This window comes from Rhizobium quercicola, from assembly GCF_021168455.1.
Lineage (GTDB): Bacteria > Pseudomonadota > Alphaproteobacteria > Rhizobiales > Rhizobiaceae > Ferranicluibacter > Ferranicluibacter quercicola.
Genome location: NZ_JAJOZR010000008.1, coordinates 235,950 through 261,851 on the forward strand (window position 1 = coordinate 235,950; position 25,902 = coordinate 261,851).

Below are 25,902 nucleotides of genomic sequence, written 5' to 3' on the forward strand. Positions count from 1 at the left end.
GGAACCGGCCGCGCTGTGTGGCGGGCTTGGTTGAGGTATATCCTTGCACGGGCTTTGGGAAAATACACCCGAAATTTTTCAACTGGTAAAACTTTCATCCTCCGATCCGCGAACGACGAGAACCGCGGCGATTCCTCTCCGGATGCGCCACGGTTCCTGTCGTTCACGGGTGATACGAGCCTTCGCAGGCGGGGATCAGAACGCCTTGCTGAGCTTCAGCGTGATCGTGCGGCCGGCCCCATAGCCGCAGGTGGAAACGCCCTGGCAGCTCTTGACGTAGTCCTTGTCGAAGAGGTTGGCGACGTTGAGGGCGGCACCCCAACCATCCTTCTCGTAGCGGATGGCGGCGTCGGCGAGCAGCGCATCCGGCACCTCTCGGGTGTTCTCGTTGTCGGCGAACGACGTGCCCTGATAGCGCAGGCCGCCGCCGATGCTCATGCCGTCCAGCGCGCCTTCGGTCAGCGTGTAATCGACCCAGACGGCCGCCTGGCTCTTCGGCACGAGATAGGGACGGTTGCCGACGAGGGCCGGATTGAGGTCCTCGGTGATCTCGAGATCCGTATAGGAATAGGAGCCGAGCAGCGACCAGTGCGCGTCGAGATTGACCTTGGCTTCCAGCTCGATGCCGGTGGAGGTCACCTCGCCCAGCTGCTCCTGCAGGAAGTCCGGCCGGGTCAGCGCCACGTTTTCCTTGACGATCTGGAACACCGACACCGTGAAGAGACCATCGATGGCGGTGGGCACGTATTTCAGCCCGGCTTCGACCTGGTACCCTTCTTCCGGCTTCAGCGCGCCGCCGAGATAGGAGGTGCCGATCAGCGGGTTGAAGAAGGTGGCGGCGCTGACATAGGGCGTCATGCCGTTGTCGAATTCGTAGGCAAGGCCGGCGCGACCGCTGAGCGCGCTGTCATGGTTGCGGTAGCTCGTGCCGATCCGCGCGTCGGACTGCGTGTCCACATAGTCGTAGCGGCCGTTGAGCGTGACGAGGAAGCCGTCGCCGAAACGCATCTGGTCCTGCGCATAGAGGCCCACCTGCTGCAGGGTGAGAACCTGATCGAGGTAGACGCCGCTCAGGCCCGGCTGCGGCAGGCCGTAGATCGGATCGACGGGATCGATCGGCGTGGCCGCCGCCGGCCATGCCGGGACGGCCTGGACCTGATCGAGGCGGTAATGCTTGTAGTCGAGGCCGGCGAGCAGGGTGTGCTCGACCGGGCCGGTGTCGAGCTTGATCTCGGCGCGGTTGTCGACGGCGAAGCTGTCCACCTTGCTCGTGTGCTCGAAGCCGACGCGGTAGAGGTCGTAATAGTTGGGCGCCGCGGGATCCGTCGTGTTGACGTAGCCGAACGGGTAGAACAGCACTTCGTGCTTGTCGAGATGGCTGTAGCGCAGGTTCTGCGAGAGCTTCAGCCCGTTGTCGAATGTGTGCTCGGCCTCGTAGCCGATCATCTGCTGGTCGTAGCGGCCGGTGTCGAGATCGGGCTCCGAGAAGAACGCGTCGCGGTCGATCTTGCCGAAGGGCGCGTTCACCACCGTGCCTTCGTAGGGCAGGAAGCCGTTGCCGGTGTGGCGCTGGTCGAGGCCGGAGAGCGTCGCATAGACGGTCAGGCTGGTCGCGTCGTCCGGCTGATAGCGGATCTGCGGCATGAGGACGCCGCGCAGGTCATGGGCGTAGTCGCTCTCCTCCTCGCCGCCCGCCACCTTGCCGGTGACGCGGTAGGTCACGGCATCGCTGACCTTCTGGTTGACGTCGAAGCCGAGGAAAGCATTGCCGAAATTGTTGATGCCGACCTCGACCTCGCGAACGGCCTCGTCCTGCGGGCGCTTGCGGATGAGATCGACGATGCCGCCGGGGGTCGCGCCGCCATAGAGCACCGATGCCGGGCCCTTCAGCACATCGACGCGCTCCAGCATGTAGGCATCCGTCTGGAAGCCGCCGAAGCCGTAGGAATAGAGATTGAGGCCATCGAGAAAGACGCCGGACTGCGTCGCGTCGAAGCCGCGGATGTAGAACCAGTCCGTATCCGGATCGGCGCCGAAGGGCTCGGTGGTGACGCCGGCGGTGTAGCGCAGCGCTTCGTCGATCTTGGTGACGACGCCGCGGTCGTCCAGTTCCTTGCGGCCGATGACGGAGACCGACTGCGGAACGGCGGTCACCGGCAGCGCCGATTTCGAGCCCGCCGTCGTGTCGCGCGCGACGTAACCTTCGACCGGGCCGGTTGCCGATCCCTCTGCCGCCTGCCCGCCGCGCACGACGATGGCTTCGAGCTGCGTCGGCTGCTGGGTCTGGCCCTGCGGCTCCTGCGCGAAGGATGCCGATGCGCCGGCCGCACAGGCTATGGCTGCGGCCCCGGCGCGCCAGGCCGCCTTGCGGTTCTTGTTTCGTGTCCCCGTCATATCGTCACCCCATCTCGGCCACCCGGGGGAACAGCCCCGACACCTGTTCCCTCCGGCCCTGTCGCCCCAAGAAGATGAGGCGTTTTCTCATGTTTCGCATAGCGCAAGGACGCGCGATCGGATTGATCCGTTTTGCGGATTTTGAACGATTCCGAGGCGATATTCTCGCCAGCCTCCTCTCCGGCGGGACTGCGGCAAATCCGCCACGCGGCAGAGGCGCTCCCACATCAGCGGCTGCGCAGCCACCGGCCCGGCGTGGTGCCCGACATCTTGCGGAAAGCCCGGGTGAAATGCGCCTGATCGGCAAAGCCGGTGACGGCGGCGACCTCGCTGAGGCTCGCCTTGCGGGCGGACAGCAGCGATTTTGCCTGCTCAATGCGCGCCTTCATCTGCCACTGGTGCGGCGGCATGCCGGTCGAGGCCTTGAAGGCCTGACTGAAATGCGACTGGGAAAGGCCGGTGAGGCCGGCTAGCTCCTCCAGTCTTATCCCGCGCAGGCAGTGCGCCTCGATGAACTCGGTGGCCCGCCGCAGCTGCCAGGGCGCGAGCGCGCCGCGCAAGCGCCGGCTGGGCGGGGGAAGACGCATCAGGGCGATGAAGAGGCCGAGGGCCAAGCCATCGCCATAGAGGTCGTGCAGCGGATCGGGATTGGCGCATTCGGCCGCCAGAAGGTCGGCCAGGGCGATGAGGCGGGGATCGGCAAACATCAGACGCGGCTGCTCGAGAACGAGGGGATCGAGCTCGCCGCCGATGCGCTGGCCGAGTGCGGCCATGTCGAAATGCAGATCGAGATGGCGGATCGCGCTGATGCCCTGAAGCTCGGCGCGCAGCTCCATGCCGGCGGGAATATAGGACAGGCGCCGGCAGGGCGCGCCGGGCAGGCCGTGGTCCTTGGCGCAGGCCGTGCCCGTCGACATCGGCGCCATGGACAGGCGCCGCGCAGGGTCTCCCAGCGTTTCGAGCACCACGAAAAGCCGGGGCGCGTCCGCCACGTAAAGCCCGCCCGCCAGCCGGGCGCACTGCACGTCCCAGAGGTCCGCAACGACGCCGGCATAGGTGCGCCGGTTCCAAGTTCCGATCACGTCGAAACCGGAAATCCTGTTGTTCATCCTGGGCTGGAAGGTCATCGGCGCTGTCGCGGCGTCCCGGCGGTTAAAACATGAAAGTGAATGTCATGTATTAGCCCGAAACGGTCACGGACGCAATGGCATGGCGATGGCAGGCTCTGCCGCCATCGCCTGGAGAAAGGCTTCCAGATGTCGTGCCTCAGAGGGCCGGAACCGGGCAGCTCACGCCCGTGCCCCGCAGGCCGCAATAGCCATTGGGGTTCTTGGCCAGATACTGCTGGTGCTCTGCTTCTGCGAAATAGAACGTGCCGGCCATCGCGATTTCCGTGGTAATCGGCTCGCGGTGGCCCGCCTTCTTCAGCTGGGCCTGATAGGCATCGCGGGCGGTCTTGGCTTCGGCAAGCTGCGCCTCGTCTTCGACATAGATGGCCGACCTGTAGGTCGTGCCCACATCGTTGCCCTGGCGCATGCCCTGGGTCGGGTCATGCTCCTCGAAGAAGACCTTGAGGATCTCGCCGAACCCGACAACCTTGGGGTCGTAGACCACGAGAACGACCTCCGTATGCCCGGTCTGCCCCGTCGTCGTTTCCTGATAGGTCGGGTTCTTGGTGTAGCCGCCGGCATAGCCGACCGCTGTGACGTAGACGCCGGGCAGCTGCCACATCAGGCGCTCGGCGCCCCAGAAGCAGCCCATGCCGAGCAGCACGGTCTTCATGCCCTCGGGATACGGGCCCTTGAGCGGCTGCCGGTTGACCGTGTGGTGCGTCGCGGTCGGCAAGGGCGCCTCGCGCCCGGGAAGCGCATTCTGCGGCTCGGGCATGGTGGTCTTCTTGCTGAAAAGCTCGGTCAGAAACATGTGATTCGTCTCCATTCCAGAATGGGTTGTTTACGTCGAAATACGTGTCGTCGGCGGAACGGCGGCGAAGACCGTGGGGATTGCGCCCTGCCGTCCCGCCGGCCTTCACAAAAGGCATCTGGCAAACGGCAGCCGATAAAACGGTTTCAGGCCAGTCGCCGCCTGCGCGCCGGGCGGTACCCGGCCATCCAGAACAACAGCGCCACGACCAGAAAGACTGCAAAGGCCGGCTGCTGCAGACACCAGCGCACGATGGGCTGCAACACGGCGAAACTGCCGCCCGGACGCTCCAGCGCCTCGATCATCTCGAGCCCGGAGATCATCTCGAGCCCGGACGCGCTGATCGAGGCGACCGCAATCCCGAGCGGCGTCATGACCACGGCCGTTTCGGACACCGAGCGCACGGCATCCACCGTACCGGCCAGAAGCGCTGCGAGAAGCGCGAGAACGCTGACGAGCCTGAAGAGAATTGCCATCACCCGCCCCCAGTCCCTGGTGCCCTCGGTACTCTTGCGGCCGTTGCCGGCGCCGGTTTTTCTCGGCACGCGGTGCCGACATTAAAGGATAAGATAGGTTGTCCGCGCCCAAGCGCAATGGCACCCCGGCGCAAGCCCTCCGCGGCATGAAGGGAAAGGCGTGTCGCCCCGTCGAAAAAACTGTCAGATTTCGGTTGATCGCTTTGAGATCATCGGTATATATCGCGCCGTTCGCAGGATTTTCCCGTCATAGGATTTTCGGCGAACCGTTGCACCCGATCGCGATCCCTCGCCATCCACGCAACAATCTCACCGCCCAAACCAGCGGTGACGAGATCTAAGGACAGGTGGCCGAGTGGTTTAAGGCGCACGCCTGGAACGCGTGTGTACGTGAAAGCGTACCGAGGGTTCGAATCCCTCCCTGTCCGCCATCCTTGTCCGGAATGCCCAATCTTGACCTGTTTGGTGCCGAACGGCGCCGATCGCTCTTCCTAGACCGATCCGAGCGTGCGAGATGCCTGCTGCCCGCCGTCCAGACACGGCAGAAGCCCGTTGACGATCGCATGGCATCGTCGCCGTTTACCTGCCTCGGCATGCGTTTTCATCTCGCCGGCTGCAACGTCGCGCAAATGCTCATCCGCGTCTCTTGACGCCGTAGGACATTCGACCTAATCAAGTTTAGGTCGAATGTCCTACGGCGTTGTCATGGCTTTTGCCGTCAGCGCCGTGTTCGTGGAGGTCAGATATGAGCGCCAGTGAAACCCGCCAGCGGATCGTGGATGTCGCCGACCAGCTTTTTTACGAACGGGGATTCGAAGCGACGTCCTTTGCGCGGATCGCCACGGATGTCGGCCTCTCGCGCGGCAATTTCTATTACCATTTCAAGACCAAGGACCAGATTCTCGATGCGGTGATCGCGCAGCGCATGGAACAGACGCGCGCCATGCTGGCGGCCTGGGAGCAGGACGCGGCGTCTCCCACGGACTGCATCCGCAACTTCGTCCACATCCTCATTACGAACCGGGCCGAGATCATGGCCTATGGCTGCCCGGTCGGTACGCTCTGCGACGAGCTGGCGAAGCTCGATCATCTGGCGAAAGACGATGCGACCGGTCTGTTCTCCCTGTTCCGCGACTGGCTTCGTCGCCAGTTCACCAGGCTCGGGCGCGAAGCGGATGCCGATGCGCTGGCCCTTCACGTTCTGATGCGCAGCCAGGGCGTCGCGACGCTTGCCACCGCCTTCCGCGACGAGGTGTTTATCCGCCGCGAAATCGCAAGCATCGAGGCGTGGCTGCTTGCCCAATGCCCGGTCGGATCCCCTGTCCATGTCTACCAACCTGCCTGATGGAGAGACCATGTTCGTCATCACCCTTCGCTTTGCTGACAAGACCAAAGCGCCACTGTTCATGGACGGGCACAATGCCTGGATCCAACGCGGCTTCGACGACGGCGTTTTCCTGCTGACCGGCAGCCTTCAACCGAGCGCAGGCGGCGCCATCCTCGCCCACAATGCGTCTTTCGAGGCGATCGAGGCGCGTGTGCAGGACGACCCCTTCGTCGCCGAGGGTGTCGTCAGCGTCGAAATTCTCTCCATCGCGCCCGGTCGGACAGACGAGAGGCTCGCCTTTCTGAAAGGCTGATCGATGACCGCGACCACCCTTGGTCGGGCTTGAGCCAGCGCCTTATTCTTGCGGAGCGAAAGAACTTCCGCACTGCCTTGTGCGGCCTCGAGGTCAAGCGCGTCGCAGATTCCACCGATATCGATCGAGAAGGTGGATGGATGCCGGCCATTCCCTTCGTCTCACCTCGCCCGCGACCAGACTTGCGACAGCATCCGCTTTATCGGGCAGGGGAGATCTGCGGCCCACGAGAGGGCCGCAGACTGTCGTTTCAAGCGTTAGGAAACAGATGCCTGAAGCATTACCGGTGAACGCGGGTTCACCGGTAATGCTGTCGTCCATTCTCCGTGCCGCATTACCCCGTGTCGAAGCGACTCCGCTTAGACGGGACATGTGCTAGCGCGACTTCTTGTAGAGTTTCTGGGCGATCTCGAACATTTCTTCGGGGGCGTAATCCGGGGTGAATGCCGAGGGGACGCCGACGAGCTGGTGGATCTTGCCGCCTTCCGGCATACCGTCGACGACTTCGAGTTCGCCTGGCGGGTCGGCCGGAAGGGCCATTTCGCCATTGCCCCAGATGCCCGCCATTTCCTTGTAGTCCTTTGGGCTGAACGTGTAGAGGCGGCGGTGGGAGCCTTCGTCCAGATATTTCTGGCATTCCGGGATCTTGCTCAGCGGAATGTTCGGCGTCGGCAGGAAGTCCTTGATCTTCACGCCGGTGATCTTTTCCAGCGCCAGGGCATAGGCATGCGCGTGGACGGAGCCGCGCACGAGGAGATAGCCGCAGACCTCGCGGCCGGTCGGATCCGTCAGGGTTTCATAGACGCGCAGCTTGTGCAGACGCGCGCCGCATTCCAGATGGAAATTGTGCAGGAGATCGACCACCACATTGCCGGTCGTCGTGATGAAGTCGTTGTTCCAGGATGCACCATTGCTGTTGACCGGCATGGCACCGCCGCCGCCCGACAGGAACGCGGCTGCAAGCCGGATATCCTTCATGTCCTCCCACGGCGCGCCGGAAATGTCGCCGCCATCGCCCGCGTCGCCATCCTTCTTGTCCGGACCGTTGGCGAGCATGGCGACGCCGTTGCTGACGAGCTCGACATGGCCGAGCTCCTCGGCCGTGATGCTGGCGACGAGGCTGTAGAAGGGCCGCAGCTTTTCCTTCGAGCGGAAGTTGAAGCTCTGGAACATATAGTTCCCCAGCGTCGACATCTCGCCGTATTTCCCGCCCAGCAGCTCCTGCAGGGCGGCCGCGGCATTCGGATCCGCCCGCTTGGGCGCAGGCAGTTCTGCCTGCAGTTGATCGACGCGCATGAACATTTCGGTCACCTTTCATTGGGAATGACACCTCCGCAACTGAACGCGTGCTTCTCCGTTCCGTCCGCCGCGGGATGTTCTTCCGAATGTCGGGCCTCATGTCGTCCGGGACCGCCGATCGACATCCGCAGTCTGCAGTTTGGCGATTCTCCAAATCGTGATATCCGACCGGCTTCGTGACAGAAGGGACAGATATCGTGAGCGAACAGACCGTGGCCGAGGTAACCGAGAAGATCTATGCATCGCTCCAGTCGGACAATGCCGACATCGACGACCATATTGCGAGCCTCAAGGCGGCGCTTGCCCGGGAAGGTGCGGCAGAGGCCGTGTTCGATCCCGCCAAGCTCGCGCAGAACAACCGTTCGGGCCGCAAGATGATGCAGGCCTATTTCCGCCAGCGCGGCGTGCGGGTCAGCTTCTCGGCCTGACGGGCGGCGGCGCGTCGCGCCCAACGGAACCGTGTCCCGGCATTGCGCCGGAAACAAGAGGACCGTTGCCGGCATGCGGCGTCAACCGCCGGGCCCATCGCCCGGCTGCCGCGCTCCCTGCGGCTTGAACTCCACGAGGATCGACTTCAGTTCGATTTCGCGCACCCGGCGGGCGGCCTCGTCGGGGGTGACCCAGGCGAGCACGCGCTCGCCGCGCTCCTTGAAATCGTTGCTGACGCTCTGCACCTCGATCTGGAAGAGATCGACGATGCAGGGTGCGACGTCGCCGTCGTCGAGCCATTTGAGATAGGTATAGCGGCCGATCGGCTTCTTGCGCGTGCGGCCGCGGACGCCGGCTTCCTGCCAGGCCTCAAGCGCGGCGGCGCGATAAGGTTTCTTCTTTTTCATCGGCCAGCCCTTGGGTATGGCCCAGCGCCGGCTTTCCCGCGTCGTGATCACCAGGATCTCGATCGCATTGCCGCTCCCGACATAACGAAAGCAGACGGCGCCATATTGCTGGCGAAACGTGCCCTGGAACAGCTTTGCCGGCATGGTTGCCAGCTGCTGCAACAGATGACCCGCCTGGTTCGTCTGCTTCTTCGTAACCTTTTTGCGAAGTTTCATGCCGTGACGTCGACGCTCTGCGTTGCTAGACGGTGCCGATACCATTTATGACAGTTTTGTGACACTTACATAATGGTGCAGGCCGACTGACATGATGAGCTTATTCCGAAAGCTGATGCCCCGTGAAGACCGGTTCTTCGATATGTTCGCCGCGCATTCGCGGCTCGTCGTGGAGGCCGCCGGGGCGCTGAACGACCTGCTCAACGGCATCGACCGCGAGAGGAACGGCGCGCGCATCATCGCGCTCGAGGACCAGGCGGATGCGATCACCCGCGAGGTGCTTCTCGCCGTGCGCCGCAGCTTCATCACCCCGTTCGATCGCAGCGATATCCAGGACCTGATCCAGTCGATGGACGATGCCATCGACATGATGCACAAGACGGTCAAGACCATCCGGCTGTTCGAGCAGACGGAATTCGACCCGGTGATGCGCGAGATGGGCGGCGAGATCGTCAAGGCGGCCAACCTGATCGCAGAGGCCATCCCGCTGCTCGACAAGGTCGGGGCCAATGCGCAGCGGCTGAGCACCATTGCCGAGGACGTGACCCGGGTGGAGGGACGCTCCGACGAACTGCACGAGATGGGCCTCAAGGACCTCTTCCGGCGCCATGGCGCGTCCGGCAATGCCATGGCCTATCTGGTCGGGGCCGAGATCTACGGCGAGCTGGAAAAGGTGGTCGACCGGTTCGAGGACGTGGCCGACGAGATCAGCGGCATCGTGATCGAGAACGTCTGATGGACGCGTCTCTGGCTTTTCCGCTGCTGGTCGGCCTCATAGCGATCGCCCTGTTCTTCGATTTCCTGAACGGGCTTCACGATGCCGCCAATTCGATTGCGACGATCGTCTCGACGCGCGTGCTGCGGCCGCAATATGCGGTCCTCTGGGCGGCCTTCTTCAATTTCATCGCCTTCCTGTTCTTCGGCCTGCATGTCGCGGAAACGCTCGGCACCGGCATCATCGATCCCGGCATCGTCTCGCCTCTGGTGATCTTCGCCGCGCTGATGGGAGCCATCGTCTGGAACATCGTCACCTGGATCTTCGGCATTCCCTCGAGTTCCTCGCATGCGCTGGTCGGCGGGCTGGTCGGGGCGGGGCTGAGCAAGGTCGGCTTCTCGTCGATCGTCTGGAGCGGGCTCGGAAAGACGGTCGGCGCCATCTTCCTTTCGCCGGCCATCGGGTTCTTTCTGGCGCTGGTGCTTGTTCTCGCAGTCTCCTGGATTTTCGTTCGCCAGACGCCGTTTGCCGTCGATCGCAGCTTTCGCGTCCTGCAGTTCATCTCCGCCTCGCTCTACTCGCTCGGTCACGGCGGCAACGACGCGCAGAAGACCATGGGCATCATCGCCGTCCTGCTTTTCAGCCAGGGCTATCTGGGATCGACCTTCTACGTGCCGTTCTGGGTGGTCATCACCTGCCAGTCGGCCATGGCCCTCGGCACGCTGTTCGGAGGCTGGCGCATCGTGCACACCATGGGCTCGAAGATCACGCGGCTGAACCCCATGCAGGGTTTCTGCGCGGAAACGGGCGGGGCGCTGACCTTGTTCGGGGCGACATGGCTCGGCATTCCCGTCTCCACCACGCACACCATCACGGGCGCGATCATCGGCGTCGGCGCCGCCCGCCGGGTCTCGGCGGTCCGCTGGGGCCTTGCCGGCAACATCGTGATCGCCTGGATCGTCACCATGCCGGCGGCAGCCCTCATCTCGGCGGCGTTCTACCATCTGGGCCTGTTGTTTGCATGAGGCCGACGACGTCGGTCGGGGGCGTCAGCTGCCGGCCGATCCGCTGGTCCGGTGGCCGTCGATATCGATGCCGATCTGGTCGCGGCCGCGCATCTTGGCGGCATAGAGGGCGAGATCGGCGCGCCGATAGAGATCGGCCGGATCGTCGCCTGCCCGGGCGCTGGCAAGCCCGGCGGAGAAGGTGTAGCGGAAGCTGACCTGCTCGCGCACCGGGCGGGACTGCCGCACCTCCACCAGCATGCGGCCGATGATCGCCTCCGCCTCCCATGTCGTGGTGTTCGGCAGGACGAGAACGAACTCTTCGCCGCCGACCCGCCCGAGAACGTCCGTCTTGCGCACGAGGCGCTGGATGGTCGCGGCAAAATCCATGAGCACGGCATCGCCGATGCTGTGGCCGAAGCGATCGTTGATATACTTGAAATTGTCGATGTCGAGAACGGCGACGCATCCGACCGCGGCCGTCTGACCGGCCGGCAGCGAAGCCTCGGCCGGCGCCGTCTTCACGAGGGCCTCGAGCTTCGACATGACGAAGCGCCGGCTGGCGATGCCGGTCAGCTCGTCGGTCTCGGCGGCTTTGATCGCCATGTCGCGGGCCTGGCGCAGCTCGCGCTCGTCCGGCCGGAGCGAGGTGATGTCGGATGCCACGCAGAGCATCCAGCCATCCGGCTGCATGGTTTCCGTCATCCAGAGCCAGCGGCCGTCGTGAAGATCGGTTTCGAAGGCACGGAAGCCGGTCTTGCCCCGCCGTCCGAGAACCGAGCGCAGCCAGGCATCGAAATCCTCGGCCGAAATGATCGTGCCGCGCCCGGCGGCGAAATTCCGGCGCATGAGGTCGGACCAGAGGGGACGCTCGCCGTCCTCAAGATGCCAGGCCGCACGAAAGGCGGAATTGGCAAAGCGCAACCGGTCGTCCTGATCATAGACGGCAACCATGACATCGGTGGCATCCATGAGCTGCGACAGATGCAGCGTTGCTTCTTTTTCGACCAAGGCTTTCGATCCTCACCAAAGGGAGACGACCGTGATTACAGGGCGCTCGTGAACAAAAGATCAAGCGCCTTTGCGATCCCGCGGGAATATGGCCGCATACTGATGGAGGAGGCCGACGATCGTTTCCGTGGAGCGACGGCATTTCGCCGGGAACTTTCGACGGCATCCCCGGTTGCGAGCCTATCGGCGACAGGCCGTTGGGAGTCCGCATTCGCATGGCAAGATACTACTTTCAGATCGTCGAGCGGAATGCGGTCCTGGACGATCTGGAGGGTGCCGAACTCCTATCGCTTCAGGATGCGAAGCGGGAAGCCGAGCGGGCGATCAGAGAGATCGCGGCCGAACATCTGCAGACCGAAAGCAAGCTCGAACTGACCTCGATCCAGATCCGGGACGAGACCGGGGAAATTCTGGCATCCGTGACCTATGACGAGGCGATGGAGGATATCTTGCCGTAATGCGCAGGCCGAAACGGGCTCCTTCCGCACGCTCCCTGCGGCTTCCGACCCACCACCGCATGTGGTCATCGACCGCCGCAGTTTCGGCTCCCGCCGTCCCCCATCATGCGCTGACCGACACTCTTATTTCAGAGCACCGCCCATCTTCATGAAGAACGGCCTTCTCGCGTCCCTTTCTCCGCCCGATCTCGACATCCTGCTCGCAGACCTCGAGCCGATCGACCTTGCGCATGGGCAGATCCTGCACCAGCCTTTCGAGACAATCTCCCACGCCTATTTCTTTCTTGGCGGTCTTTCCTCGGAGGTCATCCGGGATTCCGGCGGACAGCGGGTCGAAATCGGCTGCATCGGTCGGGAAGGCCTGTCGGGCCTGCCGCTGCTGCTGGGCGTCGGCGAGGCGCCGCACCAGGCCTTCATGCAAATCGGCGGGCCGGCACTGCGCATCCGCGCGGAGGCGTTCGAACGCATCCTGCAGGATCATCCCGCGATCCGCAGCGCCCTCCTGAAGTTCGTCCATACATTTATGATGCAAGTGGCCTCAACGGCGCTTGCGGATGCGCGCTATACGATCAACGAGCGGCTGGCACGCTGGATCCTGATGGCACATGATCGCACCGGCGACGACGACCTGCCGCTCACGCACGACTTCCTCGCCCTGATGCTCGGCGTTCGCCGGCCGAGCGTGACGACAGCGCTGCATATCCTGGAAGGCAAGGCGCTGATCCGCTCCAGCCGCGGCACGGTGACGCTTCGCGACCGCCAGGGTCTCGAGCGTCTTGCAGGCGGCTCCTACGGCTTTGCCGAGGCCGAGTACAGGCGCGTCATCGGCTGACGCGCCGGCGTCATCGGCTGACGCGCCTCCCGACGGTCAGTGCGGGACGGCCATCGGCCCGAGCGCCGGCTGGGCCAGAGCCTCGAAGCTCGGGCGCGCGAAGAAATAGCCCTGCATCAGGCGCACGCCGAGATCTTCGAGTGTCCGGGCCTCGCCCTCGGTCTCGATGCCTTCGCACAGCGGGGTGACGCCCAGATCGTGCAGCATGGAGACGGTGTGGCGCACGATCGTCCGGCGCACCTTGTCCGTGTCGATATCGCGGATGAGATCCATGTCGAGCTTGGCGATATCGGGCTGGAACTTCGCCAGCAGCGCCAGCCCCGCATGGCCGGCGCCGAAATCGTCGATCGCGGTGCGAAAGCCCATTTCGCGATAGGTCTTCAGAATGTTGAGAAGATGGGCCGTGTCGAGGATCTCGCCCTCGGTGAACTCGAAGATGATGTTCTTCGGCGGAAACTTCGTTCGCGCGGCGGCGGCCAGCGTCAGGCGGATACAGGCGCGCGGCTCGTAGACGGCATTGGGCAGGAAGTTGATCGACAGACCGACGTCGCTCTGCGCGCCGTAGAGCTGCGCGGCAAGCTCGATGGCCTTGACCCGGCACTGCTGGTCGAAGGCATAGCGGTTCTGGTCATCGACCGCCGACAGGACCGTGCCGGCGCCCTCGCCGGCGGTGCCGCGCACCAGCGCCTCATGCGCGAAGGTGGTCTTCGACACGACATCGACGATCGGCTGGAACGCCATGGAAAAGGGAATGTGGAAGTCGGCGCCGTCGCGACATCCCTGGCAGCTTGCTGGCATCGAACTCTCCAACTGTCTCTGCGCTGGATAAGACGCTACCCGTGTGAACGCGACCTTAAGATGTGCCCGCAAAGGGCGGATATCTGCCGGTCGGTCCGATTCCGGACGAAGCGTCGCGGCGGAAACCGGCCTTGCCCGGGAACCCTCCCGCCCTTTCGCGGGTTTGGCCTCCACCCCACAGGAGACGGACGACATCATGGCAGAACGACAGGCACCGGCCCTCAAGAAGATGATCACCTTCGTCATCACCATCCTGATCGCCGGGGCGGTGCTCGCCGGCGTCTATCTGTTCGTGTCCAGCCCGGGCGAAGTGCGCGACCAGCCGCCGGCCGGGGCGGCGACGGGTCAGCAGACGCCGTGAGGCGTCCGCGCTGACCGCTCAGACGATGCCGCCACCGCCGGCGCGGGCCGCAGGGCGCTCGGCGCCGATCCGCTTGCGGTAGCCGCTCGCACGATAGGCGCCGATCGGATCGATGGCGCCGCCGTCGCGCCGGCGGGCTTCGGCGAGGATTGTCTCGACATCGGTGCGGAAGGCCCGCTTCAGCGTGTCGGAGGCCATCAGCGCATCGTTGTCGTCCTGATAGCCGTCCAGAGCCTCGCGATCGACAAGCAGGGCCTGCGCGTAGGCGCGACGGATCTCGTTGGCGCTGGAGATCAGGCTCTCGATCGGGTCGGTGACATTGTGCGACTGGTCGATCATGTGGGCCGGATCGAAATCCTTGATGCCGTGGTGCTCGGCATCCACCAGTTCGTTGAAGACGAGGAAGAGCCGGTAGGGATCGACAGAGCCCGCATCGAGGTCGTCGTCGCCATATTTCGAATCGTTGAAGTGGAAGCCGCCGAGCTTGCCGAACTGGGTGAGCCGGGCGACGATCATCTCGATGTTGACGTTGGGCGCGTGGTGGCCGAGATCGACGAGGCACTGGGCCTTGGGCCCGAGCGTCGAGGCGATGAGGTAGCTCGTGCCCCAGTCCTGCACCACCGTGGAATAGAAGGCCGGCTCGTACATCTTGTGTTCGGAGAACAGTCGCCAGTCGTCCGGCAGGGCGGCGTAGATGTCGCCCATCGAGGCGAGGTAGCGCTCGAAGCTGCGGGTGAAATGGCTCTGGCCGGGGAAATTCGAGCCGTCGCCGACCCAGACCGTCAGCGCCTTCGAGCCAATGGCGTGGCCGATCTCGATGCAGTCGAGATTATGCTCCACCGCCTGCGCCCGCGTTCCCGCATCGGCATGGCTGAGCGAGCCGAACTTGTAGGAGAGCGCCTGCCCTTCCGCATCCGAAAAGGTGTTGGAGTTCATGGCGTCGAAATGCAGGCCATAGGCTTCCGCTGCTGCCAGAAGCTCGGCCGGGTCGGCCTTGTCCCAGGGAATGTGCAGGGAGACGCCGGGGGTGGCGCGCGTCAGCTCGTTGATGACGGCGCAGTCCGCCAGCTTGTCGAAGATGCCGCGCGGTTCGCCGATGCCCGGAAACCGGGCAAAGCGCGTGCCGCCGGTGCCGACCCCCCAGGAGGGAACGGCGACATGAAAGGCCGAGACCTTCCGCGTCACCGTTTCGATGTCGATGCCCCGGCGCGACAGGTGCTCGCCGAGGGCCTGATAATCCGCCGCCTGCGACGCGGCGCGGCTTTGATTGTGCGCGGCGACGAGGTCGGGCGCGATACGATGATCGGTCATGATGGTCTCCTCCCTCCTCAACTCTAGCGCGGAAAGCTCTGCGCGTTGCCGCCATCGACATTGATGATGTTGCCGGTGGATTTGGCCGACAGGTCGGAGGCGAGGAAGTAGATGGCTTCGGCCACGTCCTCGGGCAGGATGTTGACCTTCAGCAGGGAGCGCTTGCGGTAATGTTCTTCCAGATCGCTGACCTCGATCTTGGAGGACGCCGCGCGCTGCTCGCGCCACTCGCCGTCCCAGATCTTGGAGCCGCGCAGCACCGCATCGGGATTGACCGTGTTGACGCGGATGCCGCCTTCCGCGCCTTCGAGCGCCAGGCATCGGGCGAGATGGATCTCGGCGGCCTTGGCGGTGCAATAGGCGGACGCATTGGGCGAGGACGCAAGGCCGTTCTTGGAGGCGACGAAGACGATGTTGCCGCCGAGCTTCTGGCGACGGAACAGGCGAAAGGCCTCCCGCGAGACGAGGAAATAGCCGGTCGCGAGGATGTCGATGTTGCGGTTCCACATCGCGAGGTCCGTCTCCTCGACCGGTGCGGAGGATGCGATGCCGGCATTGGAGACGAGGATATCGATCCCGCCGAACGCGACCAGACCTTGCGTGAAGGCCTCGGCCACCTGCTGCTCATCGGTGACGTCGAGCTTGACGCTGCGCACCGCATCCGCACCGAAGCGCTTGGCGAAGTCGGCCTGCGCGCCATCGAGCGCGGCCTGATCGATATCGGCGAGCACGACGCACGCGCCCTCCGCGATCAGGCGGGTCGCGGTGGCCCGGCCGATGCCGCCGGCGCCGCCGGTGACGAAAGCGACGCGGCCGGCCAAGCTCTTCGGCTTCGGCATGCGCTGGAGCTTGGCCTCCTCGAGCAGCCAGTATTCGATGTCGAAGGCCTCCTGTTCGGGCAGGCCCTGATAGTCCGACACGGTGGAGGCGCCGCGCATGACGTTGATGGCGTTGACGTAGAACTCGCCGGCAATGCGGGCCGTCGCCTTGTCGCGCGCAAAGGAGAGCATGCCGACGCCGGGAATGAGGAAGATCACCGGATTGGGATCGCGCATATCCGGCGAATTGTCGTGGCGGCAGGCCTCGTAATAGCGGGCGTAGTCGGCGCGGTAGGCGTCGAGCGCCGCATCGAGACCGGCGACGACCGCGTCGAGGCTGCCGTCGGCGGCAGGGTCGAAATCGAGAATCAGCGGGCGGATCTTGGTGCGCAGGAAATGATCCGGGCACGAGGTGCCGAGCGCGCCGAGGCGCTTGAGATCGGCCGAATTGACGAATTCGAGCACGGCGACCTGATCGTCGAAATGACCGAGCTTGCGCTCCTCCCGGCCGATGCGGCCGCGGATTTCCGGCATGAGGCGCGCGGCGATCGCATGGCGTTGCGCGTCTTCCAGGCTGGTCGCGACCGCGCCGCCGAAGACGGTCTTCCCCTCGGTCTTCGGCGCGAGCCAGTCAATGGCGCGGTTGATGATGTCGAGCGTCAGCTCGTAGCAGGCCTTGGCATCGTCGCCCCAAGTAAAGAGGCCGTGGCTTTCGAGCACGACGCCCTTGGCGTTCGGGTTGGCGGCGACGAAGGCGGCGAGGTCGAGACCGAGCTGGAAGCCCGGACGGCGCCAGGGGAGCCAGCCGATCTCGTCGCCGAACACCTCTTTCGTCAGTTCACGCGAGTTCTTCGACGCGGCGATGGCGATGATCGCGTCGGGATGCATGTGATCGACATGGGTAAAGGGCACGAAGCCGTGCAACGGCGTGTCGATGGACGCGGCGCGCGGGTTGAGCGCGAAGGTGCAATGCGGCAGGAAGCCGACCATGCGATCCTCGTCCTCGATGCCCCTGTAGATCGTTTTCAGCGCCTCCAGCTTGTCGAGATAGAGCGTGGCGAAACCGTCGATCTTGATCGTGCCGACGTCGCCGCCGGAGCCCTTGACCCAGAGGACGCGCACGGGCGCGCCGGTCAGCGGATCGGTCTCGGTCACCTTGGCGGAGGTGTTGCCGCCGCCGTAATTGGTGATGCGCTTGTCGGCGCCCAACAGGTTGGAGCGATAAAGAAGCTTGCCCGGCTCATCGAGAGCGCTTGCGATCGCATCGTCCCAACGGCTTTCGAGACGGTGGCTCTGTTCCGACATGTCATCCTCCCATGGTATCGGAACCCTTGCGTCGAACGCAGGTCGGCCCCGTCTTGCCGACGATATCGCGCAGACGAACCGATCATGTCAATCATATTCGATCATAAATGTTCATGTTGCAGCGCACTCTTAAAATTTATGATCGTTATTGATTGACAGTCCCTGCTGAATTCGCATAACTCGCTGTCGAGGAGACACCCATGCACGAACGCGAACGTCACCGCATCATCTTGAGCGCCGTCCAGGAAAAGCCTGTGGTGACGGTGCAGGATATTGCGGAATTGACGGATGCTTCGGAGGCGACCATTCGCCGCGACATCGCCTCGCTGCATGTTCAGGGGAAACTCCGCAGGGTGCGCGGCGGGGCCGAAGCCGTGCATCCGCCGCAGATCGGCAATCTCGCAGCACGCCCCTTCAAGGTTTCCGAATCGATCAACTCCGATAAAAAGCGCGCAATCGCCCGCATGGCCGTCGATCTCTGCGAGGAGGGCGATGCCGTCATCATCAACGGGGGGACGACGACCTTCCAGATGGTGCATTTCATGGCGGCCCGGCGGCTGCAGGTCATGACCAATTCGTTCGCGATCGCCGAGCACCTCGTCAAGCATTCCAAATGCACGGTGACGGTGCCCGGCGGCACGATCTATCGCGACCAGAGCCTGATTCTCTCGCCGTTCGAAAACGACGCCATCCGCAATTTTTCCGCGCGCCGCATGTTCGTCGGCGCGCAAGGGGCCAGCGCGCTCGGCATCATGGAGTCCGACGCGCTGGTGATCCAGAGCGAGCAGCGCCTGATGCGACAGGCCGACGAGCTCGTCGTCATGATCGATTCGGGCAAGTTCGCCCGGCGGTCGAGCCTCATCCTCTGCCCGCTCGAAAACGTTTCCACCATCATCACCGACAGCGCCGTGTCTGAGGAGGCCGTGCGCATGGTGGAGGCCGCGGGGGTCAAGCTGATCACGGTTGCCGTGTCGGCGTCGGATACGAAGGATCACACCGCATCGGTCGCATGAGCGGCCGGGCACTTATCGTCAACTGGGAGGAAGACAGCATGAAACTCGCACAAAAGCTTGCCATCGGAGTGGTGTTCGCCATGGCCGCCTTCGGCTCGGCCGCGCACGCCGCCGAGGTCAAGATCGGCCTCGTCGTCAAGTCGCTCGGCAACGGCTTCTTCGAAGCCGCCAACAAGGGCGCGCAGGAAGCGGCCAAGGAACTCGGCGATGTCGAGATCATCTATACCGGCCCGACCTCGACGACGGCCGAAGGCCAGATCGAGGTGATCAACGCGCTGATCGCCCAGGGCGTCAACGCCATCGCCATTTCCGCCAACGACCCCGACGCCGTCGTCCCGGCGCTGAAGAAGGCCGCACAGCGCGGCATCAAGGTCATCTCGTGGGATTCGGGCGTGGCACCGGAAGGCCGCATCCTGCAGCTGAACCCGTCGTCCAACGATCTGATCGGCAAGATGTGCCTGACGCTCGTCAAGGACCATCTCGACGGCGGCAAGGGCGACTTCGCCATTCTTTCGGCCACGACGACTTCCACGAACCAGAACATCTGGATCGAGGAAATGAAGAAGCAGCTGAAGGACTTCCCCGGCCTGAACCTCGTCACCACCGTCTATGGCGACGACCTCTCGGACAAGAGCTACCGCGAAGCCCAGGGCCTCATGACCTCCAACCCGAACGTCAAGGTCATCGTCGCCCCGACCACGGTCGGCGTGCTTGCGGCGTCCCAGGCCGTCAAGGATGCCGGCAAGATCGGCCAGGTCTACGTGACCGGTCTCGGTCTTCCCTCCGAGATGGCCGGCGCCATCAAGTCGGGCGCGACAAAGGAATTCGCGATCTGGAACCCGATCGATCTCGGCTACTCCGCCGCCCAGATCGCCTACCACCTCGTCAAGGGCGACACGGACGGCGCGCCGGGCTCGGAGATCGAGGCTGGCCGCATGGGCAAGATCAAGGTCGGTGACAATGGCGAGGCCGCCATGGCCGATCCCTTCGTCTACAATGCGGAAAACATCGACCAGTTCTCCAAGGTCTTCTGATCTTCCAGACGATCCGGCGGCGCTCGACGAGCGCCGCCGGTCCTCTCTTTCCGACCGGACATGGACATGATGGCCCTTCAACACCCCGTCGCCGAGGATCGCACGCTTGCGCCCGCCATTCTGGAAATGCGCGGCATTTCCCAGATCTTTCCGGGCGTCAAGGCACTCGACGGCGTCGATATCGCGCTCTATCCCGGCACGGTGACCGCGCTGATCGGCGAGAACGGTGCCGGCAAATCGACGCTCGTGAAGATCCTCACCGGCATCTATCGCCCGAGCGAGGGCGAGATCCGGATCGACGGTTCGCCGATCGTCTTTGCCGATGCGCAGGCGGCCATCGACGCCGGCGTCACCGCCATCCACCAGGAAACCGTGCTGTTCGACGAGCTGACGGTCGCCGAAAACATCTTCCTCGGCCATGCGCCGCGCACGCGCTTTCGCACCATCGACTGGGCGACCATGAACCGGCGCGCGGGCGACCTGTTGCGCTCGCTCGAAAGCACGATCGAGCCGACCACCCGGCTGAAGGACCTGTCGATCGCGCAGCGCCATCTGGTCGCGATTTCGCGGGCGCTTTCCATCGAGGCCCGCATCGTCATCATGGACGAGCCGACGGCGGCGCTGTCGCGCAAGGAGATCGACGATCTCTTCCGCATCGTGCGCGACCTCAAGCGCCAGGGCAAAGCCATCCTTTTCATCAGCCACAAGTTCGACGAGGTCTACGAGATCGCCGAGAACTACGTGGTCTTCCGCGACGGCAAGGCCGTCGGGCACGGCGCGCTGGCGGCGACCCCGCAGGACGACATCGTCCGCCTGATGGTCGGGCGCACGGTGGCCGACGCCTTTCCAAAGATCGCGGTGACGCCGGGCGCACCGGTGCTCGAGGTGTCCGGCTACAGCCATCCGACCGAATTCCACGATATCTCGTTCACGCTTCGCCGCGGCGAGATCCTCGGCATCTACGGCCTCATCGGCGCCGGGCGCTCCGAGCTTTGCCAGTCGCTGTTCGGCATCACGGTGCCGACAAGTGGCACCATGCAGATCGAGGGCCGGCCGGTGACGATCCGCTCGCCGCGCGACGCCATCCGCGCCGGTATCGTCTATGTGCCGGAGGAGCGCGGCCGTCACGGGCTGGCGCTGCCGATGCCGATCTTCCAGAACATGACGCTGCCATCGCTCGCCCGGACGTCGCGCGCGGGTTTCCTGCGGCTTGCCGACGAGTTCGCGCTGGCCCGCAAATATGCCGAGCGGCTGGACCTGCGCGCCGCCGCCCTGTCCGTGCCCGTCGGCACGCTGTCGGGCGGCAACCAGCAGAAGGTCGTCATCGGCAAGTGGCTCGCGACCCAGCCGAAGGTGATCCTTCTCGACGAGCCCACCAAAGGCATCGACATCGGCTCCAAGGCCGCCGTCCACGCCTTCATCAGCGAGCTTGCCGCCGAGGGCCTGTCGATCGTGATGATCTCGTCGGAACTGCCGGAGATCCTCGGCATGGCGGACCGGGTCATGGTCATGAAGGAAGGCCTGTCGGCGGGCATCTATCCGCGCACCGGGCTGACGCCGGAAATGCTGGTGCGCGCCGCCACCGGCAACGCGTGAGGAGGAGCCCATGACCTTTCTGAAAAAGCGCGAAACCCTGCTCTTCCTCATCATCGCCCTAATGGTGATCGCGTTCTCGACACGCGCGCCCGGTTTCGGGAATCCGCGCAACCTCGGCGTCATCTTCAACGATACGGCGATCCTGATCATCCTCGCGCTGGCGCAGATGACGGTCATCCTGACGAAGTCGATCGACCTTTCGGTCGCCGCCAACCTCGCGTTCAGCGGCATGGCGGTGGCGATGCTGAACGCGGCCGTGCCGGGCCTGCCGCTCGTCCTCCTCATCCTGCTTGCCATCGGCATCGGGGCGGCTCTTGGCGCCATCAACGGTTTCCTCGTCTGGCGGCTCGAAATGCCGCCGATCGTGGTCACGCTCGGCACGCTCACCATCTATCGCGGCATGGCCTTCGTCCTCTCGGGCGGCGCCTGGGTCAACGCGCACCAGATGACGCCGGACTTTCTCAACGTGCCCCGGCTTGGCATCGCCGGGCTCCCGGTTCTCTCCTGGGTCGCGGTGCTCGTCGTCGTGCTCGTCACTCTCATGGCGCGCTACACGCCCTTCGGCCGCTCGGCCTATGCGGCGGGCGGCAATCCCGTTGCCGCCGTCTATGCGGGGATCGATGTCGGCTATACGCGCTTTCTCGCCTTCACGCTGTCCGGCGCGCTTGCCGGTCTCAGCGGCTATCTCTGGGTGTCACGCTATGCGGTAGCCTATGTCGATATCGCCATCGGCTTCGAACTCGACAGCGTCGCGGCCTGCGTCATCGGCGGCATCTCGATTGCCGGCGGGGTGGGCACCGTCATCGGGACCGTGCTCGGGGCTCTGTTCCTCGGCGTCATCAAGAATGCGCTGCCCGTGATCGGCATCTCGCCCTTCACGCAGATGGCGATCTCCGGCTCGGTCATCATTCTCGCGGTCGTCTTCAATGCGCGGCGCGAGCGCCATCGCGGGCGGATCATCCTGCGCAACCGGGCAGCCGAGGACATCAATCCCGAAAAGACCGGAACCACCGGCAAGGAGGCCCTGGCATGAGCGCGATCCTCTCGACATCTCCCGAACCAGACCCGTCGCAGCCGACGCGACGCGCCATTCCCGACCGGCTCGGCACACCGTTCCGCCGGCTGCTGGCCAGCTGGGAGGTGCTGCTGCTCGGCGTCGCGGTGGCGATCTTCGTGTTCAATTCGCTGGCCTCGCCCTATTTTCTCGATGCCTGGAACCTCTCCGACGCGACCTTCAACTTCACCGAAAAGGCGATGATCGCCTTTGCCATGGCGCTGCTCGTCATCGCCGGGGAGATCGACCTCTCGGTCGCCGCCATCATCGCGCTGGCCTCGACCGCCATGGGCGCGGCCGCCCAGGCGGGCGTGGGCGCGGCCGGGCTGGTGGGCATCGGCCTCTGCGTCGGGCTGGCTTGCGGCACCGTCAACGGCGTCCTCGTCTCCGGCATGAAGCTGCCCTCGATCGTCGTCACCATCGGCACGATGAGCCTGTTTCGCGGCCTTTCCTACATCGTGCTCGGCGACAAGGCCTATGGCGGCTATCCCGCCGACTTCGCCTTCTTCGGGCAGGGCTACGTGGTCTGGGTGTTCTCGTTCGAATTCGTGCTGTTTCTCGTGCTGGCCTGCCTTTTCGCCCTGCTGCTGCATGCGACGAATTTCGGGCGGCAGGTGAAAGTCATCGGCAACAACGAATTTGCCGCGCGCTTTTCCGGCATTCCGGTCGAACGGGTCAAATTCATCCTGTTTCTGCTGACGGGCCTGATGAGCGGGATTGCCGCCATCTGCCTCACCTCGCGCCTCGGCTCGACGCGGCCCTCGATCGCGCAAGGCTGGGAGCTGGAGGTCGTGACCATGGTGGTGCTCGGCGGCGTTTCCATTCTCGGCGGCTCCGGCACGATCGGCGGTGTCGTCATCGCGGCCTTCGTCATGGGTCTCGTCACCTTCGGGCTCGGGCTTCTCAACGTGCCGGGCATCGTCATGTCGATCTTCATCGGCCTGCTTCTCATCATCACCATCGCGCTGCCGATTCTCGCGCGCCGCATCAAGGCGAGGTCCTGATGACATCCGACGCGACGCTAGAACGCCACGCCTTCGTCATGAAACTGCATGCGGGGCAGGAGGCCGAGTATCGCCGCCGTCACGACGCGATCTGGCCGGAGCTCGGCGCGCTGCTCGCTGAGGCCGGTGTCCGCGACTATTCGATCTTTCTCGATCCGGAGACGCTGACCCTCTTCGGCGTGCTCTCGCGCCCGCGCGACCACGGCATGGCCGCCCTGCCGGAGCATCCCGTGATGAAACGCTGGTGGGCGCATATGGCCGATATCATGGAGACCCATCCCGACAACGCGCCGGTGTCGCGCGATCTCGTGCCCGTCTTCCACCTGCCGGCGCAGCCATGAGGCAAGGTGCTGGCAACGTCGCCGTCTTCGACGTCGGCAAGACCAATGCCAAGCTCGTGGTCCTCGATACCGCCAGCGGCCGCGAACTCGTGTCCCACCGGATGACCAACCGCGTGGTGCGCCAGGATCCCTATCCGCATTACGACACCGACGCGCTCTGGGCCTTCCTGATCGCCTCCCTCACGGCCGTGGCCATCACGCCGGGGTTCGATGCGATCTCGGTCACCACCCATGGGGCGGCGGCCGCTCTGCTCGATGGAGACGGGGAACTGGCGCTGCCGGTGCTCGACTACGAGCACGACTATCCGCAGGCGATCAAGGCTGCCTACGACCGCATCCGCCCCGATTTCGCCGAGACGTTCTCGCCGCGACTGTCGATGGGGCTCAATCTGGGCGCCCAGCTGCATTATCAGAAGACGGTCTTTCCCGACGACTTCGCCCGGGTGCGCACCATCGTCACCTATGCGCAGTACTGGTCGGGCCGGCTCAGCGGACAGTTTGTGACGGAGGTGACGTCGCTCGGGTGCCACACGGATCTCTGGAATCCCGCGCTCGGCCGGTTTTCGACGCTGGTCGATACGCTCGATCTTTCCGGGCTCCTGGCGCCCGTGCAGTCCGCCTTCGCGGCGCTGGGACCTTTGCTTGCACCGCTCGCGACGGAGATCGGGATCGAGGCTGGACGGGACATCCCGGTCCATTGCGGCATTCATGACAGCAATGCCTCGCTCCTGCCCCATCTGATCGGGCGGGAGGCGCCGTTCTCGGTGGTCTCCACCGGCACCTGGGTGGTTTCCTTCGGCGTCGGCGGCGATCTCGGGCGGCTCGACCCTGCGCGCGATACGCTTGCGAATGTCGATGCCTATGGCCGGGCGGTGCCGTCCGCGCGCTTCATGGGCGGGCGGGAATATGAGATGCTGACATCCGGTCTGGAGCCTGCGCAAGCCGGGGCCGCAGACGCCGCATGCGTCCGGGCCGTCATCGCGCGCGGCATGATGCTGCTGCCCTCGGCCGTGCCGGGCTGCGGCCCCATTCCGGAAAGGACGGCAGCGTGGGTTTCGGCAGAGGGCGCGTCGGATGCCGAGCGTCACGTGGCGATCTGCCTGTATCTCGCGCTGATGACGCAGGAGAGCCTGCGGCTCCTGAATGCCGGGGGTCCCATATTGGTCGAAGGACCGTTTGCGAGGAACGGGCTCTATCTCTCCGCACTGTCGGCCTTTTCCGGCCGGAGCGTGCGTGCGCTGGAGGGCTCGACGGGAACGAGCCTCGGGGCAGCACGGCTCGCCGGCGGCACCGCGCCGTCGACATCCGCACAGGCCGCGGCCGTGACGCCCCTCGGTGCTGCGGCCGAGACGGAAGCCTATCGAACGCTCTGGCGGGAGCGGATCGCGACCCGCTGAGAGCGTCAGCCGAGCCCTTCGAAGAGCACCGTCGAGAGATACCGCTCGGCGAAAGAGGGGATGATAACGACGATGGTCTTGCCCGCGTTCTCAGGGCGCTGGCCGACCTGAAGGGCCGCTTCGAGGGCCGCGCCGGAGGAGATGCCGACCGGCACGCCTTCCACCCGCGCGACCTCCCGCGCCCGCTCGACCGCCGTGCCTGAGGAGACCGTGACGACCTCGTCATAGATGCCGGTGTCGAGGATGGCAGGCGCGAAGCCCGCGCCGATGCCCTGGATCTTGTGGGAACCCGGCGCACCGCCCGAGAGCACGGGCGACTCCGCCGGCTCGACCGCGACGATGTGCAGGGACGGCTTTCTGTCCTTCAGCACCTGCCCCGCACCGGTGATGGTTCCGCCGGTGCCGATACCGGCAATCAGAATGTCGATCGCGCCTTGCGTGTCGTTCCAGATCTCTTCGGCCGTCGTGCGGCGGTGGATGTCCGGGTTGGCGGCGTTTTCGAACTGCTGCGGCATCACGGCGCCGGGAATGGTCTCCAGAAGCGCGCGCGCCCGGGCGATGGCGCCGCGCATGCCCTGGCCGCCCTCGGTCAGCACCAGTTCCGCGCCCAGAAGCGTCAGCATCTTGCGCCGCTCGACGGACATGGTTTCCGGCATCGTCAGGATCAGCCGATAGCCCTTGGCGGCGGCGACGAAGGCGAGCGCGATGCCCGTATTGCCGGATGTCGGCTCGATCAGCGTGCTGCGCTCGGGCGAGATCCGGCCCTCCGCCTCCAGCGCCTCGATCATCGCGACGCCGATGCGGTCCTTGACCGAGCTGATGGGGTTGAAGAATTCGAGCTTGGCCATGAGATGCGCCGTGACGCCATGAGCGGCGGCCAGCCTGTCGAGGCGGACGATGGGCGTGTCGCCGATGGTCTCGGTGATCGAACCGTAGATGCGCCCGCGCCCGGGCCTGTGCTCACCTGCCATGCGTGTCTCCGCAGATCCTGTTGCGCGCCTTCCGCCTGCCGCAGGCGGTCGGCAGACTTTACAATGCGGCGCTTCCATCAACGAGAACCGCCTTT

The 25,902-nt window shown here is 64.7% G+C and carries 26 protein-coding genes and 1 tRNA gene; 16 read left to right on the top strand and 11 right to left on the bottom strand.

All coding sequences use genetic code 11. The annotated features are described in order from the left end of the window. Nucleotides 1–195: 195 nt before the first annotated feature. The 4 genes from LRX75_RS14290 to LRX75_RS14305 form a co-directional block, all read right to left on the bottom strand. Nucleotides 196–2,394: a TonB-dependent siderophore receptor gene (locus LRX75_RS14290; protein WP_231815393.1), complete on the bottom strand. Its 2,199-nt coding sequence runs from the start codon at nucleotides 2,392–2,394 to the stop codon at nucleotides 196–198. 227 nt (nucleotides 2,395–2,621) lie between these two features. Beyond that, complete coding sequence (locus LRX75_RS14295) at nucleotides 2,622–3,521, bottom strand: helix-turn-helix domain-containing protein (RefSeq protein WP_231815395.1); 900 nt, start codon at nucleotides 3,519–3,521, stop codon at nucleotides 2,622–2,624. Between the two features lie 139 nt (nucleotides 3,522–3,660). Continuing rightward, nucleotides 3,661–4,317, bottom strand: a complete 657-nt coding sequence (msrA, locus tag LRX75_RS14300; RefSeq protein WP_231815397.1) for a peptide-methionine (S)-S-oxide reductase MsrA — start codon at nucleotides 4,315–4,317, stop codon at nucleotides 3,661–3,663. Between the two features lie 146 nt (nucleotides 4,318–4,463). Then, a complete protein-coding gene (locus tag LRX75_RS14305) occupies nucleotides 4,464–4,793 on the bottom strand; it encodes a hypothetical protein (protein ID WP_231815399.1) in 330 nt (109 codons plus the stop codon). A gap of 341 nt (nucleotides 4,794–5,134) precedes the next feature. On the opposite strand from LRX75_RS14305, the gene LRX75_RS14310 reads away from it, so the two are divergent. The 3 genes from LRX75_RS14310 (at nucleotide 5,135) to LRX75_RS14320 (ending at nucleotide 6,433) form a co-directional block, all read left to right on the top strand. Then, nucleotides 5,135–5,224 (top strand) — tRNA-Ser (locus LRX75_RS14310). Between the two features lie 314 nt (nucleotides 5,225–5,538). Next, nucleotides 5,539–6,138 (top strand): TetR/AcrR family transcriptional regulator, encoded by a 600-nt coding sequence (locus LRX75_RS14315; protein WP_231815400.1) that lies wholly within the window; start codon nucleotides 5,539–5,541, stop codon nucleotides 6,136–6,138. Nucleotides 6,139–6,148: 10 nt separating this feature from the next. Beyond that, nucleotides 6,149–6,433: a YciI family protein gene (locus tag LRX75_RS14320; protein ID WP_231815402.1), complete on the top strand. Its 285-nt coding sequence runs from the start codon at nucleotides 6,149–6,151 to the stop codon at nucleotides 6,431–6,433. 375 nt (nucleotides 6,434–6,808) lie between these two features. On the opposite strand, the gene LRX75_RS14325 is transcribed toward LRX75_RS14320, so the two are convergent. Next, a complete protein-coding gene (locus tag LRX75_RS14325; protein WP_113149584.1) occupies nucleotides 6,809–7,735 on the bottom strand; it encodes a manganese catalase family protein in 927 nt (308 codons plus the stop codon). 191 nt (nucleotides 7,736–7,926) lie between these two features. Between LRX75_RS14325 and LRX75_RS14330 the strand changes: the two genes are divergently transcribed. Then, nucleotides 7,927–8,160, top strand: a complete 234-nt coding sequence (locus LRX75_RS14330; protein ID WP_231815482.1) for a hypothetical protein — start codon at nucleotides 7,927–7,929, stop codon at nucleotides 8,158–8,160. Between the two features lie 81 nt (nucleotides 8,161–8,241). Here LRX75_RS14330 and LRX75_RS14335 read toward each other — a convergent pair whose 3' ends face one another. Next, nucleotides 8,242–8,784, bottom strand: coding sequence for an NUDIX hydrolase (locus tag LRX75_RS14335; RefSeq protein ID WP_231815404.1), 543 nt, complete (start codon nucleotides 8,782–8,784; stop codon nucleotides 8,242–8,244). 91 nt (nucleotides 8,785–8,875) lie between these two features. Between LRX75_RS14335 and LRX75_RS14340 the strand changes: the two genes are divergently transcribed. Then, nucleotides 8,876–9,520, top strand: a complete 645-nt coding sequence (locus LRX75_RS14340; protein ID WP_231815405.1) for a DUF47 domain-containing protein — start codon at nucleotides 8,876–8,878, stop codon at nucleotides 9,518–9,520. Then, a complete protein-coding gene (locus LRX75_RS14345; protein ID WP_113149587.1) occupies nucleotides 9,520–10,524 on the top strand; it encodes an inorganic phosphate transporter in 1,005 nt (334 codons plus the stop codon). Before LRX75_RS14340 ends, LRX75_RS14345 begins: the two co-directional genes overlap by 1 nt. 24 nt (nucleotides 10,525–10,548) lie before the next feature. Here the strand turns inward: LRX75_RS14345 and LRX75_RS14350 are convergent, their stop codons facing one another. Beyond that, entirely contained in the window at nucleotides 10,549–11,475 is a 927-nt protein-coding gene (locus LRX75_RS14350; RefSeq protein ID WP_231815484.1) for a GGDEF domain-containing protein, read from the bottom strand. Between the two features lie 254 nt (nucleotides 11,476–11,729). Between LRX75_RS14350 and LRX75_RS14355 the strand changes: the two genes are divergently transcribed. Continuing rightward, nucleotides 11,730–11,972 carry a DUF6894 family protein gene (locus LRX75_RS14355; protein WP_231815406.1) on the top strand — a complete coding sequence of 81 codons (243 nt, stop codon included), beginning with the start codon at nucleotides 11,730–11,732 and terminating at the stop codon, nucleotides 11,970–11,972. A gap of 148 nt (nucleotides 11,973–12,120) precedes the next feature. Continuing rightward, entirely contained in the window at nucleotides 12,121–12,804 is a 684-nt protein-coding gene (locus LRX75_RS14360; RefSeq protein ID WP_231815408.1) for a Crp/Fnr family transcriptional regulator, read from the top strand. A 36-nt stretch (nucleotides 12,805–12,840) separates the two neighbouring features. On the opposite strand, the gene LRX75_RS14365 is transcribed toward LRX75_RS14360, so the two are convergent. Next, nucleotides 12,841–13,602, bottom strand: a complete 762-nt coding sequence (locus tag LRX75_RS14365; RefSeq protein WP_231815410.1) for an EAL domain-containing protein — start codon at nucleotides 13,600–13,602, stop codon at nucleotides 12,841–12,843. A 196-nt stretch (nucleotides 13,603–13,798) separates the two neighbouring features. Between LRX75_RS14365 and LRX75_RS14370 the strand changes: the two genes are divergently transcribed. After that, a complete protein-coding gene (locus LRX75_RS14370; RefSeq protein WP_231815411.1) occupies nucleotides 13,799–13,963 on the top strand; it encodes a hypothetical protein in 165 nt (54 codons plus the stop codon). A gap of 18 nt (nucleotides 13,964–13,981) precedes the next feature. Here the strand turns inward: LRX75_RS14370 and rhaI are convergent, their stop codons facing one another. Both rhaI and LRX75_RS14380 read right to left on the bottom strand, forming a co-directional pair. Next, nucleotides 13,982–15,274 carry an L-rhamnose catabolism isomerase gene (gene rhaI, locus LRX75_RS14375; protein WP_231815412.1) on the bottom strand — a complete coding sequence of 431 codons (1,293 nt, stop codon included), beginning with the start codon at nucleotides 15,272–15,274 and terminating at the stop codon, nucleotides 13,982–13,984. 23 nt (nucleotides 15,275–15,297) lie between these two features. Continuing rightward, on the bottom strand, nucleotides 15,298–17,397 hold the full coding sequence (locus LRX75_RS14380; RefSeq protein ID WP_231815413.1) for a bifunctional rhamnulose-1-phosphate aldolase/short-chain dehydrogenase: 2,100 nt from the start codon (nucleotides 17,395–17,397) through the stop codon (nucleotides 15,298–15,300). Nucleotides 17,398–17,597: 200 nt separating this feature from the next. Here LRX75_RS14380 and LRX75_RS14385 point away from each other — a divergent pair, with 200 nt between their 5' ends. The 7 genes from LRX75_RS14385 to LRX75_RS14415 all read left to right on the top strand — a co-directional run bounded on the left by LRX75_RS14385 (nucleotide 17,598) and on the right by LRX75_RS14415 (nucleotide 24,836). After that, nucleotides 17,598–18,410 carry a DeoR/GlpR family DNA-binding transcription regulator gene (locus LRX75_RS14385; protein WP_231815414.1) on the top strand — a complete coding sequence of 271 codons (813 nt, stop codon included), beginning with the start codon at nucleotides 17,598–17,600 and terminating at the stop codon, nucleotides 18,408–18,410. Between the two features lie 38 nt (nucleotides 18,411–18,448). Then, the gene (rhaS, locus tag LRX75_RS14390) at nucleotides 18,449–19,444 is read left to right on the top strand and encodes a rhamnose ABC transporter substrate-binding protein (RefSeq protein WP_231815415.1); all 996 of its coding nucleotides are present in this window, start codon (nucleotides 18,449–18,451) and stop codon (nucleotides 19,442–19,444) included. Nucleotides 19,445–19,510: 66 nt separating this feature from the next. Continuing rightward, the gene (locus tag LRX75_RS14395; RefSeq protein WP_231815416.1) at nucleotides 19,511–21,040 is read left to right on the top strand and encodes a sugar ABC transporter ATP-binding protein; all 1,530 of its coding nucleotides are present in this window, start codon (nucleotides 19,511–19,513) and stop codon (nucleotides 21,038–21,040) included. A gap of 10 nt (nucleotides 21,041–21,050) precedes the next feature. Beyond that, complete coding sequence (locus tag LRX75_RS14400) at nucleotides 21,051–22,073, top strand: ABC transporter permease (protein ID WP_231815417.1); 1,023 nt, start codon at nucleotides 21,051–21,053, stop codon at nucleotides 22,071–22,073. After that, on the top strand, nucleotides 22,070–23,098 hold the full coding sequence (locus LRX75_RS14405) for an ABC transporter permease (RefSeq protein WP_231815418.1): 1,029 nt from the start codon (nucleotides 22,070–22,072) through the stop codon (nucleotides 23,096–23,098). Before LRX75_RS14400 ends, LRX75_RS14405 begins: the two co-directional genes overlap by 4 nt. After that, on the top strand, nucleotides 23,098–23,439 hold the full coding sequence (gene rhaM / locus LRX75_RS14410) for an L-rhamnose mutarotase (protein WP_231815419.1): 342 nt from the start codon (nucleotides 23,098–23,100) through the stop codon (nucleotides 23,437–23,439). Before LRX75_RS14405 ends, rhaM begins: the two co-directional genes overlap by 1 nt. Then, nucleotides 23,436–24,836: an FGGY-family carbohydrate kinase gene (locus LRX75_RS14415; RefSeq protein ID WP_231815420.1), complete on the top strand. Its 1,401-nt coding sequence runs from the start codon at nucleotides 23,436–23,438 to the stop codon at nucleotides 24,834–24,836. The genes rhaM and LRX75_RS14415 overlap by 4 nt, the downstream gene beginning before the upstream one ends. Before the next feature lie 5 nt (nucleotides 24,837–24,841). On the opposite strand, the gene cysK is transcribed toward LRX75_RS14415, so the two are convergent. Beyond that, nucleotides 24,842–25,807 (bottom strand): cysteine synthase A, encoded by a 966-nt coding sequence (gene cysK / locus LRX75_RS14420; protein ID WP_231815421.1) that lies wholly within the window; start codon nucleotides 25,805–25,807, stop codon nucleotides 24,842–24,844. Between the last annotated feature and the right edge of the window lie 95 nt (nucleotides 25,808–25,902).